The sequence below is a fragment of the Hoyosella levis genome (assembly GCF_026008515.1).
GTDB classification, from domain to species: Bacteria; Actinomycetota; Actinomycetes; order Mycobacteriales; family Mycobacteriaceae; genus Lolliginicoccus; species Lolliginicoccus levis.
In genome coordinates, this window is sequence record NZ_BQYM01000014.1 from 87,163 (window position 1) to 97,856 (window position 10,694).

The following is a 10,694-nucleotide window of genomic DNA, read 5'->3' on the forward strand; positions in this document are numbered from 1 at the left end:
TCGCATGCCTGCCGGGAGCCCGGGAACCTGGCGCGACGCCGGTGACCGCATCGACGGGCTGCTCGACGCGATGTCGGCGAGCGGCCCCGTCGCGCGGGAGCGCGCCGAGTCCCTCGTCCGGGAGGTAGTGGGCCTGTACGGGGCCGGGCTCGAGCAGGTGCTGCGGGTCATCCGGGAGCACGATTCCGGCGTGATCCTCCGCACGATCGCTGATGATGACCTCGTGGCCAGCCTGCTGCTCGTCCACGGCCTGCATCCCGACGATGTGGAGGCGCGCGTGCGCAAGGCGCTCGATAGCGTGCGCCCCTACCTCGGTTCCCATGGCGGCGATGTCGACCTGGTCGGCGTCGAGGATGGTGTTGTCCGCCTGCGGTTCCAGGGCACCTGCAAGAGCTGCCCGTCCTCCTCGGTGACCCTCGAGCTCGCAGTGGAGGACGCGGTACGGTCAGCGGCCCCCGAGATCACCGACATACAGGTCGATACCGGGGAGCAGGCCGATCACGGCTCGAGCGGGCTCATCGCGCCGGACACTCTGTTCGCCAAGGTCCACCAGAACGGGGCCAGCAGCAACGGGGCCGGCAACGGGTCTGGCAGCGGGGACGAGCCGCACCATGCGAACTGGGCGGCGCTGCCCGATCTCGAGAGCCTTGCCGATGGCGAGGTCGCGGGATTCGCGATCGGCTACACCACGATCCTCGCCTGCCGCAGCGGGGATGAGCTCTACGCCTTCATCGACCGCTGCGGGCACTGCCTCGGTTCCATGGCCGGAGCCGTCCTGCACCGGCAGGCCGGGACCCGGACCGCCGTCCTGCGGTGCCCACGCTGCCGCGCCCACTTCGACATCGGCCGCGCAGGCGCCAGCCTCGATGACGGTAGCGCCGAGCACGCGGGCGAGCACCTGGCCCCGCTGCCCGTCCTGCGGCGCGAGGGCGTGCTGGCCGTAGCGCTGCCCGCGGGGGCCGACCAGTGAGCGGGGCCGGCGATTCGCCGCTCGACGTGCTGCGGCGAATACGGGCCTCCCAGCCCGAGATGAAGCCGGGGGAGCGCTGCGACATGTGCGCTGTCCCTATCGAGGAGGAGCACTCGCATGTCGTGGACGTGCAGGGGCGGCAACTGATGTGCGTGTGCCGCCCGTGCTACCTCCTGTTCACCGAGGCGCACGCGGGCCAGCGATTCCGATCTGTCCCGGATCGCTACCTCTCGTTCGCCGAGGACGGGCTCACGCGGCAGGAGTGGGCCGCGCTCGACATCCCCGTCGGTCTCGCGTTCTGCTTCCACAACTCCAAGCTCGGCCACACGGTCACCTTCTATCCCGGCCCCGCCGGAGCCACCGAATCCGAGCTCGACATGCGGAAATGGGAGGAGATCACCGCATCCCTCCCGCACCTGTCCACCATGCTGCCCGATGTGGAGGCACTGCTCATCCGCGTGCCCGAGGACCCCCTCGCCGCCCGGGCCCGTCCCGCCGCCCGCGCAGGGGGCACCCGGTGACCGAGCTCGCGTTCGACGTCATCGAGGTGGCCCCCGAGAAGTACGCCGCCACCCCCAACCTGCTCGCGAGCCTGCGCATCACCGAGAGCACCGGCGTGCAGGTGCACGCGATGGTGCTCAACTGCCAGATCCGCATCGAGCCCCAGCGCCGCCCCTACAGCGACGACGAGGCCGCCGGGCTGCGCGACATGTTCGGCCCTCGCGAGCAATGGTCCTCCAGCGTGCGCCCGTTCCCCTGGCTGCACACCGCCACCACCGTGCCCGGCTTCGTCGGCACCTACGATGTGGCGCTGCCGATGCAATGCACCTACGACTTCGAGGTCACCGCGTCGAAGTACCTGCACGCCCTCGATCAGGCGGCGGGGGAGCAGCATGGCGCCGTGCCCATGGTGTTCCTGTTCAGCGGCACCATCTTCACCCGCAGCGGCGACAGCATCCACGTCCAGCGCATCCCGTGGCATTGCGAGGCCAACCATGACATGCCAGTGCAGGTGTGGCATGACCTGATCGCCCAGCACTTCCCGGGCAGCGGCTGGCTGCGGCTCGAGACCAGCACCATGAATCACTTGCTGCGCTACAAGTCCGCGAAGGGCCTGACCTCGCTCGACGCAGCGGTGTCGCTCTTGATGCTGCACGAGCGCGAGGCAGGGGAGGAGCCATGAGCATGACACCCACCACCGGCGGAACCGAAAGCCTGGCCCGCGCCCGCGCCGTGGCCGACGCGATCCTCTACGAGGGCTACCTGCTGTATCCCTACCGGGCTGATTCGCGGAAGAACCAGGCACGCTGGCAGTTCGGGGTGCTCGGCCCGCCCGGCGCCGCCGAGTCCAGCACCGGCGAGGAAGCGCGCCTGTCCACCGAGCTCCTGCTGCGCGGCGGGACCCGCATCCAGGCCACGCTGCGCTTCCTGCAGCTGCAGCACCGCGCGATCGAGGAGCTGCGCGATGGCCGCTACGTGCCCGTGCCCGAGGCGTGGGTGGGGGAGCGCCGGTATGTCAGCTGGGACGAGGCCATCGCCCACGAGATCGACCTCGAATGGGATCTTTCCGGGACCACCGGACATGCCGTGGCGCCGGTGCGCGAGGTGAGCATCGAGGGCGGCGAGGACATCGAGACGCTCGGCCCCGAATGCCGGCTGCGCCGCACTCGCTGGCCCCTGCGCGCCAAGGCGATCCTGCGCCGGACCCCGATGGCCGACGGCCTCAGCACCCTCGCCCTCGAGGTCCGCAACACCAGCGCCGAGCCCACCGGTCCCGACCCCCGCACCGACGCGGTACGCCACTCGCTGCTCGGCGCCCACCTGATCGTCACCACCCCCGATGGCGAATTCGTATCCCTGCTCGAGCCCGACCCCGCCGCCGAGGACGCCGCCCGCGCCCGCACCCACCATCGCTGCTTCCCCGTGCTTGCCGGAGCACCCGGCGAGCGTCGCATCATGCTCGTCTCGCCGATCATCCTCTACGACTATCCCGAGATCGCCGGGGAGAGCACCGGCCCCATGTTCGACGCTACCGAGATCGACGAGATCCTCACCCTGCGCGTCATGGCCATGACCGATGCCGAGAAGGAGCTCGCGCGGGCCACCGACCCTCTCGCCGCCGAGATCGTCGACCGCGCCGACCACTCAACGGCAGAATCGCTCGCCGCGCTGCACGGCACCTTCCGCGACGAGATCCCCACCTACCGCGAGCCCGATCCAGCTATCCCCGGCGACAAGCCCTGGTGGGACCCGGGCGTGGATTCCAGCGTCGATCCCGACACCGCCACCACCGTCATCGCCGGCACCACCATCGGCAAGGGCAGCCTCGTGCGGGTGCATCCGCAGCGTGGCGCCGACGCGCAGGACATCTTCTTCCGCGACCAGGTGGCGCGCGTGGCGAACGTGCAGACCGATGTCGACGGCTCCACCCACGTCGGGCTGGTGCTCGTCGATGATCCGGCGGCCGACCTGCACGACTGGTTCGGCCGCTACTTCTACTTCGCGCCGAGCGAGCTCGAGCCCCTGCCCGGCGCATCCCACGAGCCACCCCCCGGGCCGAACCGTGAATCCCACGGCGGCGAGGGCGCTCGGACCTGGAAGGAGACAACGCCATGAGAATCGTCGGCATGATCACCACCGCCGTGATGTCGGCCATCGCGGCACTCGGGGTGATGGTCGGGATAAAGAGCATCCCCGACATGAAGCGGTACATGCGCATGCGGCAGATGTAGGAGGACAGGCATGGCGGCACACGTGCTCGTGGCAGGCATCGGGAACATCTTTCTCGGTGACGATGGCTTCGGCCCCGCCGTGCTGCGCCTCCTCGGGGAGGGCACCATCGCCCTGCCGGGCACGGTGCGCTGCGTCGACTACGGCATCCGCGGCATGCACCTCGCCTATGACCTCCTCGAGGACTGGGACGCGCTGATCCTCGTCGATGCCATCCCGTCCCGCGGCAGCCCCGGCACCGTGCACATCCTCGAGGTGGAGGCCCCGGACCTCGTGGCGCTGCGCTCCACCGCGGTGCCCCGGGATGCCTCGGGCATCGACGGGCACGCGATGGATCCCGCTGCCGTGTTCGCGACCCTCGACGCGCTCGGCGGCGCCCTGCCCCGCACGTTCGTCGTCGGTTGCGAGGCCGCCACCCTCGAGGAGGGCATCGGGCTCTCCCCGCCGCTCGAGGCCGCCGTGGCCACTGCCGCCCGCGCTGTCGCGGACACCATCGCCACGCATCTCGCCACCGCGAGCACGGAGGGCTGACCCATGTGCCTTGGTATCCCCGGCCGCGTCGACCACATGCTCGACGGCTACGGCGACCAGCTCGCCCTCGTCGACGTCGAGGGGCAACTGCGCAAGGTCAATATCGGCATGCTCGACGAGCAGCCCGTGCGGCCGGGCGAATGGGTCATCATCCATATGGGCTTCGCGGTCGAGCGCACCAGCCCGGAAGGAGCTGCCCAGGCGCGCGCCGGGCTCGAGATGATGGGGCGCGCCTCCCCGCGCGGTGATCCACCATGACGCGCATCCGGCAGCGGCTCCACGTCAACGGTGTCGTCCAGGGCGTCGGTTTCCGTCCCTTCGTCTACGCCACCGCATCCGAGCTAGCACTGAGCGGGGAGGTCAGCAACGATAGCGACGGCGTCATCATCGAGGTGGAGGGCACCGCCGCGGCGGTGGAGGAGTTCGCGCGGCGCGTGCGGGAGCAGCCGCCCCCGCTCGCCGTGGTCGAGCAGGTGCGCGTGGAGCCAGTCCCGCCGCGCGGTGGCACGGGGTTCCGCATCGCCAGCACCTCGCACCATGCCGGCGGGCGTACTCTCGCGTCGCCGGATGTCGCGATCTGCGCGGACTGCCTGCGCGAGCTGCAGGACCCCGCCGATCGCCGCTACCGCCACCCCTTCATCACCTGCACCAATTGCGGGCCACGCTTCACCATCATCCGGGAACTGCCCTACGACCGGTGCTCGACCACCATGTCCGGCTTCCCGATGTGCGAGGACTGCGCCACCGAGTACCGCGACCCCGCCGACCGGCGCTTCCACGCCCAGCCCATCGCCTGCCCCGGCTGCGGACCCACCCTCGAGCTCATCGACCCCGCTGGCAACCTGCGTGGCGAGGTGGCGCTCGCCCGCGCCCGCGAGCTGCTCGCCACCGGCCACATCATCGCCGTGAAAGGCATCGGCGGCTTCCACCTCGCCTGCGACGCCACCAACGACACCGCCGTCGCTGCCCTGCGCGACCGCAAGCACCGCCCGAGCAAGCCGTTCGCGGTGATGGTGCGCGACCTCGCCGCCGCCCGGCGCATCGCCCGCATCAACGACAACGAGGCCCGCGTGCTGAGCAGCCCACAGCGCCCCATCCTGCTGCTCGCGAAGAACGAGCCACTCGCCACAGGCGTGGCGCCCGGGATCCCTGATGTGGGCGTGATGATCGCCTATACCCCGCTGCACCACCTGCTGCTCGGCCTGCCCGGTGATCCACCCGGCCCCGAGGTGCTGGTGATGACTTCCGGCAATCTTGGAGGGGAACCGATCGCCTACCGCAACGACGACGCCACCGAGCGCCTGCGGGACATCGCTGATGCGATCCTGCTGCACGACCGGCCCATCCTTGTGCCGTGCGATGATTCCGTCGCGCGTGTGGTCGACGACACCGAGATGCCGTTGCGCCGCTCCCGCGGATACGCGCCCCTGCCGCTGGCCCTGCCGATCCGCGTGCGACCGACGCTCGCCGTTGGCGCGGACGTGAAGAACACCTGCGCGGTGGCCGACGGCCGGTACGCCTGGCTCAGCCAGCACATCGGCGATATGGACGACCTCGCGACACTGCGGGCGCTGACAGCTACCGAGCAGCACCTCCAGCAGCTCACTGGCGTCGAGCCCGAGCAGCTCGCCATCGACGCGCACCCCGGGTACCGCTCCGCCGCCTGGGCCCGCCGCCACGCCGGGGAACGTCCCGTGCACCTTGTCCAGCATCATCACGCGCACTTGGCGGCCGTGATGGCCGAGCATGGCCTCGACGACACCGAGTCCGTGATCGGCCTCGCCTACGACGGCACCGGATACGGCACCGACGGTGCCGTGTGGGGCGGGGAGGTACTGATCGGCGGCTACAAGGACGTGCAGCGCTTCGGACACCTCAAGGAAGTGCCACTGCCGGGCGGGGATGTGACAGTGCGCCGCCCCTACCGGATGGCGCTCGCCCACCTGCACGCCGCGGGCCTCGACTGGGACGAGGACCTCCCGCCCGTGGCGGCCTGCCCCGACGCCGAGCGGCAAGTGCTGCGCCACCAGCTCGACACGGGCCTCGGCTGCGCACCCACGACCAGCATGGGGCGGCTCTTCGATGCCGTCGCCGCCCTCGCCGGGGCACGACAAGTCGTTGACCACGAGGCCGCGGCCGCCATCGAGCTCGAGGGCTACGCGCGCCAGCACCCGGAGGCCAGCCCCTATCCGGTCGGCATGGCGGGTGGCATCGCGGACCCCGCGCCGTTGCTTGCCGCCGTCATCGCGGACCTGCGTAGCGGTACCTCCGTCGCGGCGATCGGAGCCCGGTTCCACGCCACCATCGCCGGGCTCACTGTCCGATGGGCATGCGATGCCCGCGCATCCAGCGGCCTCGGCGCCGTCGCGCTCACCGGCGGAGTGTTCCAGAATCCCTTGCTGCTCGCGCTCGCCCGCCAGGGCCTCGAAGACGCGGGATTCCGGGTCCTCACCCACCGGCGCGTGCCGCCCAATGACGGCGGTATCGCGCTCGGCCAACTGATCGTGGCAGCCATGCGATGACCCATCGGGCTGGCAGCGAGCCCGCCCGCGAAACGAGGAGGTAGACGATGTGCCTAGCAGTACCGGGGAGGATCCTCGGCCTGGAGGAACGGGACGGCACCCTGATGGCCGAGGTGGACTTCGGGGGCGTCCACAAGGACGTCTGCCTGCACTACATCCCCGACGCCACCATCGGTGACTATGTGATCGTCCACGTAGGGTTCGCCATCCAGCGCCTCGACGAGGAATCAGCCAAGAAGACCCTCGCCGAGTTCGAGCAGCTCGGTGTTCTCGACGAGGAATTCGGCGACCAGTTCGCGCTCGCCGCCAAGCAAGCCGGGCTCGACCCGCCCGGGACTGGTGCGCACCAGCCCGGCGGCACAAATGGGAAGGCAGCAGCGTCATGAAATACCTCGACGAGTTCAGCAACCCCGACCTCGCCCGCAAGCTCCTCGACCAGATCCGGGACACCACCACCCAGCGGTGGGCGATCATGGAGGTCTGCGGCGGGCAAACGCACTCCATCATCCGCCACGGCATCGACCAGCTGCTCCCCGACAGCATCGAGATGATCCACGGCCCCGGCTGCCCCGTCTGCGTCACGCCGCTCGAGATCATCGACAAGGCGCTCGAGATCGCCGCCCGCCCCGACGTCACCTTCTGCTCCTTCGGCGACATGCTGCGCGTCCCCGGCAGCGAGTCCGACCTCTTCCGCATCAAGAGCCAGGGCGGCGACATCCGTGTCGTCTACTCGCCGCTCGACGCGCTCCGCATTGCCCGCGACAATCCAGATCGGCAGGTCGTGTTCTTCGGGATCGGGTTCGAGACCACCGCCCCCGCCAACGCCATGACCGTCTACCAGGCCAAGCGCCACGGCATCCACAACTTCTCGCTCCTCGTCTCCCACGTGCTCGTGCCACCGGCGATCGCCGCGATCATGGAATCACCCACCTGCCGCGTCCAGGCCTTCCTCGCCGCCGGGCACGTGTGCTCGGTCATGGGCACCGAGGAGTACCCAGCACTGTGCGACAAGTACCAGGTACCCATCGTTGTCACCGGCTTCGAGCCCCTCGACATCCTTGAGGGCATCCGCCGCACCGTCGAGCAGCTGGAGAAGGGGGAGCACCACCTCGACAACGCTTATCAACGAGCAGTGCGGCCCGAGGGCAACCTCCCCGCCAAGCAGATGCTCGACGACGTCTTCGAGATCACTGACCGCGGCTGGCGCGGCATCGGCACCATCCCTGACAGCGGCTGGCAGCTCGCGCCCAAGTACCGCGAGTTCGACGCCGAGCACCGCTTCCACGTCCACGACATCCACACCGACGAATCCGCCATCTGCCGCTCTGGCGAGGTACTGCAAGGACTCATCAAGCCCCACGAGTGCGCCGCGTTCGGCAAGCAATGCACCCCACGCACCCCGCTCGGAGCGACCATGGTGTCGTCCGAGGGAGCCTGCGCCGCCTACTACCTCTACCGCCGCCTCGACATCCAGGAGGCCACCCATGCCTGAGCCTGCCCGCAACGGCCATGCAGCGACCCTCGACCTTGAAGGCTGGGCGTGCCCCCTGCCGCTGCGGGACTCCCCGAACATCGTCATGGGCCACGGCGGCGGCGGAGCCATGTCCGGCGAGCTCATCGAGCACCTGTTCCTGCCCGCCTTCGGTGCCGCGGCCGCGGGGGAGATGACCGACTCGGCCGTCGTCACCGTCGGCAACACCCGCGTCGCGTTCTCCACAGATTCGTTCGTCGTCAAGCCCATGATCTTCCCGGGCGGCAGCGTCGGCGACCTCGCCGTCAACGGCACCGTCAACGACATCGCCATGTCTGGAGCACAACCCCTCGTGCTGTCCACCGCATTCATCCTCGAGGAAGGTACCCCGCTCAGCATCATCCACCGCATCGCCGCCGACCTCGGCGCCGCCGCCACCACCGCCGGGACCAAGCTCGTCACCGGGGACACGAAGGTCGTCGACTCCGGCCACGGCGACGGCGTCTACATCAACACCAGCGGATTCGGCATCATCCCCGAGGGCGTCGACATCCGCCCCCAGCGCGCCCGGCCAGGCGACAAGATCATCGCCAGCGGTCACATCGGCGTCCACGGCGTCGCCATCCTCAGCTGCCGCGAAGGACTCGAGTTCGGCACCACCATCCGCAGCGACACCGCCGCCCTCAACGGCCTCGTCGCCACCATGATCGCCACCGGCGCCGACATCCACGTCCTCCGCGACCCCACCCGCGGCGGAGTCGCCGCCGCCCTCAACGAGATCTGCACCACCGCCCACCTCGGCGCCGCACTCGACGAGCGCTCCCTGCCCATCCCGCCCGAGGTTCGCGACGCCTGCGGGCTCCTCGGCCTCGACCCCCTCTACGTCGCCAACGAAGGGAAACTCATCGCGTTCGTCGCGCCCGACGACGCCGACACCGTCCTCGCCGCCATGCACGAGCACCCCCACGGCCGCGACGCCACCATCATCGGCGAGGTCGTCACCGAGCACCCCGGCATGGTCGTCGCCAAGACCGCGCTCGGCGGAACCCGCGTCGTCGACCTCCCCGCCGGAGAACAACTACCCCGCATCTGCTGACATGAGCGATGGTGGTGAAACGCGGGGTGCTCGCTTGGTTCGCGAGGGGGCGGCGGTTCATGAGGGAGCCGCGCTCTTCGCGCGCTACGCCTACCCGCCGAATGCCCTCGGGTACTGCGGGCCGTCCGACACCCGCCAGACAGTGGCGCATTTGGGGGTTGGTGGTGCCTCGGGTGGTGCGGTCTCGGGTGCGGCAGTCTCGGGGGTTGCAGAGCGGAAGGCGACCGAGCAGTGGGCGCGCAGCTTCGACGGCGCCTGGCCGTACCTGCACGCGATCGCTGAGGGAGCTGGCCGCGGTGGCCAGCTAGAGGGCCTTCTGGACGGCCTGCTCGACCCCGAGATCGTCGAGGCCTACTGGCTCGGCAATCCACTCCTCGATAACCTCGATCCCCACGCGCTGCTCCAGCAGTTGCGCCGCGACTTCGCCCAGCAATCCGGCCACATCCTCGACGGCATCCACCACGCCTGCGCCCACCACACCTTCCACGTGCTCACCGTCTACCCCTGGACACGCCTCCTCGGCCACGGCCCCGCCGCCCTCGACATCCTGCAGAAATGCCGCATCCGCTGGGGCACCGTCACGGCCGTGAACGACACCACCGCCACCGTCACCACCCAGCCGCTGACCTACAACGGCCAGCTCGCCCTCGGCGACCCCACCGAGGAAACCGCGACCTGGCGCAGCCCCGGCACCTCCCTCGCCCCACGACCTCACCCCGGCGAACAGGTGGCGCTGCACTGGGACTGGATCTGCAGTCCACTTAACGCGACCCAGCTCGACGCGCTCCAGCACTACACCGACGTCAGCCTCGGGATTGCTAATGAATGGCTGCGCGAGCGGGGGTAGGGGTTGGGTGGCGGAGAACCCTCGGTAGTCGTCTTGCTGCCGGAAGTTGCGGCGCCCGCTAATCTGTCATCCGTGGCAACCATCGAGGTGAACGATCGCACCGTGACCATCCGGCTCAGCACGCGCGAGAAGATCGCGGGCCTGCACGGAGATCTCGTCATTCCCCGTTCCCGGATCCGCAGGGCATACGCCGCCGCGAACGGGTTCGGCGAGCTGCACGGCATGCGCGCCCCCGGCACCGGCGTGCCCACGATCATCGCGATGGGTACCTGGCGCGGCAAGGGCAAGACCTACGCCAACCTCACCCGCGGCGAGGCACTCGTTCTCGACCTGCGTGATCACGAGTACAAGCGGGCCGTCATCACCACTCCGGACGCGGGCGCGATCGCCGCGCAGCTGGGGTAGGAGTTTGGGGCCCCGCGAGAGTGCGAAAAACGACAGGTTTCAGCGGGCGGTTTCAGGGAGCCATCGCAACACCTGCGATCAGTCCTGCCAGCTTGTCACAGGGCTTGCTCCAGCCCAGGGTC

At 69.8% G+C, this 10,694-nt stretch carries 13 protein-coding genes; all 13 read left to right on the forward strand.

All coding sequences use genetic code 11. From position 1 onward, the window contains the following. Nucleotides 1-4: 4 nt before the first annotated feature. The 13 genes from QC765_RS14815 (at nucleotide 5) to QC765_RS14870 (ending at nucleotide 10,572) form a co-directional block, all read left to right on the forward strand. Nucleotides 5-970: a NifU family protein gene (locus QC765_RS14815; RefSeq protein ID WP_278315212.1), complete on the forward strand. Its 966-nt coding sequence runs from the start codon at nucleotides 5-7 to the stop codon at nucleotides 968-970. Beyond that, entirely contained in the window at nucleotides 967-1,491 is a 525-nt protein-coding gene (locus QC765_RS14820) for a DUF5947 family protein (protein ID WP_309297307.1), read from the forward strand. The genes QC765_RS14815 and QC765_RS14820 overlap by 4 nt, the downstream gene beginning before the upstream one ends. Further along, a complete protein-coding gene (locus QC765_RS14825; protein WP_278315213.1) occupies nucleotides 1,488-2,153 on the forward strand; it encodes a DUF6084 family protein in 666 nt (221 codons plus the stop codon). The genes QC765_RS14820 and QC765_RS14825 overlap by 4 nt, the downstream gene beginning before the upstream one ends. A gap of 2 nt (nucleotides 2,154-2,155) precedes the next feature. Beyond that, on the forward strand, nucleotides 2,156-3,586 hold the full coding sequence (locus QC765_RS14830; RefSeq protein WP_373876772.1) for a hypothetical protein: 1,431 nt from the start codon (nucleotides 2,156-2,158) through the stop codon (nucleotides 3,584-3,586). After that, on the forward strand, nucleotides 3,583-3,702 hold the full coding sequence (locus QC765_RS16505; protein WP_373876770.1) for a DUF6893 family small protein: 120 nt from the start codon (nucleotides 3,583-3,585) through the stop codon (nucleotides 3,700-3,702). Before QC765_RS14830 ends, QC765_RS16505 begins: the two co-directional genes overlap by 4 nt. A 10-nt stretch (nucleotides 3,703-3,712) precedes the next feature. Beyond that, a complete protein-coding gene (locus tag QC765_RS14835) occupies nucleotides 3,713-4,231 on the forward strand; it encodes a hydrogenase maturation protease (protein ID WP_278315215.1) in 519 nt (172 codons plus the stop codon). Nucleotides 4,232-4,234: 3 nt separating this feature from the next. Further along, nucleotides 4,235-4,489, forward strand: a complete 255-nt coding sequence (locus tag QC765_RS14840; protein ID WP_192037556.1) for a HypC/HybG/HupF family hydrogenase formation chaperone — start codon at nucleotides 4,235-4,237, stop codon at nucleotides 4,487-4,489. After that, nucleotides 4,486-6,753, forward strand: coding sequence for a carbamoyltransferase HypF (gene hypF / locus QC765_RS14845; RefSeq protein ID WP_278315216.1), 2,268 nt, complete (start codon nucleotides 4,486-4,488; stop codon nucleotides 6,751-6,753). Before QC765_RS14840 ends, hypF begins: the two co-directional genes overlap by 4 nt. Before the next feature lie 47 nt (nucleotides 6,754-6,800). Continuing rightward, entirely contained in the window at nucleotides 6,801-7,139 is a 339-nt protein-coding gene (locus QC765_RS14850; RefSeq protein WP_278315217.1) for a HypC/HybG/HupF family hydrogenase formation chaperone, read from the forward strand. Next, nucleotides 7,136-8,245: a hydrogenase formation protein HypD gene (gene hypD, locus QC765_RS14855; protein ID WP_278315218.1), complete on the forward strand. Its 1,110-nt coding sequence runs from the start codon at nucleotides 7,136-7,138 to the stop codon at nucleotides 8,243-8,245. The genes QC765_RS14850 and hypD overlap by 4 nt, the downstream gene beginning before the upstream one ends. Next, nucleotides 8,238-9,320: a hydrogenase expression/formation protein HypE gene (gene hypE, locus QC765_RS14860; protein WP_278315219.1), complete on the forward strand. Its 1,083-nt coding sequence runs from the start codon at nucleotides 8,238-8,240 to the stop codon at nucleotides 9,318-9,320. Before hypD ends, hypE begins: the two co-directional genes overlap by 8 nt. A 1-nt stretch (nucleotide 9,321) precedes the next feature. Continuing rightward, complete coding sequence (locus QC765_RS14865; RefSeq protein WP_278315220.1) at nucleotides 9,322-10,167, forward strand: DUF6390 family protein; 846 nt, start codon at nucleotides 9,322-9,324, stop codon at nucleotides 10,165-10,167. Between the two features lie 72 nt (nucleotides 10,168-10,239). After that, nucleotides 10,240-10,572: a hypothetical protein gene (locus QC765_RS14870; protein ID WP_278315221.1), complete on the forward strand. Its 333-nt coding sequence runs from the start codon at nucleotides 10,240-10,242 to the stop codon at nucleotides 10,570-10,572. Nucleotides 10,573-10,694: the final 122 nt, after the last annotated feature.

What these genes read in the sequence shown, in the direction of transcription:
- QC765_RS14815 (WP_278315212.1), top strand. Translation starts at nt 5, where the DNA reads ATGCCTGCCGGGAGCCCGGGAACCTGGCGCGACGCCGGTGACCGCATC.
- QC765_RS14830 (WP_373876772.1), top strand. Translation starts at nt 2,156, where the DNA reads ATGACACCCACCACCGGCGGAACCGAAAGCCTGGCCCGCGCCCGCGCC.
- QC765_RS16505 (WP_373876770.1), top strand. Translation starts at nt 3,583, where the DNA reads ATGAGAATCGTCGGCATGATCACCACCGCCGTGATGTCGGCCATCGCG.
- QC765_RS14835 (WP_278315215.1), top strand. Translation starts at nt 3,713, where the DNA reads ATGGCGGCACACGTGCTCGTGGCAGGCATCGGGAACATCTTTCTCGGT.
- QC765_RS14840 (WP_192037556.1), top strand. Translation starts at nt 4,235, where the DNA reads ATGTGCCTTGGTATCCCCGGCCGCGTCGACCACATGCTCGACGGCTAC.
- hypF (WP_278315216.1), top strand. Translation starts at nt 4,486, where the DNA reads ATGACGCGCATCCGGCAGCGGCTCCACGTCAACGGTGTCGTCCAGGGC.
- QC765_RS14850 (WP_278315217.1), top strand. Translation starts at nt 6,801, where the DNA reads ATGTGCCTAGCAGTACCGGGGAGGATCCTCGGCCTGGAGGAACGGGAC.
- hypD (WP_278315218.1), top strand. Translation starts at nt 7,136, where the DNA reads ATGAAATACCTCGACGAGTTCAGCAACCCCGACCTCGCCCGCAAGCTC.
- hypE (WP_278315219.1), top strand. Translation starts at nt 8,238, where the DNA reads ATGCCTGAGCCTGCCCGCAACGGCCATGCAGCGACCCTCGACCTTGAA.
- QC765_RS14865 (WP_278315220.1), top strand. Translation starts at nt 9,322, where the DNA reads ATGAGCGATGGTGGTGAAACGCGGGGTGCTCGCTTGGTTCGCGAGGGG.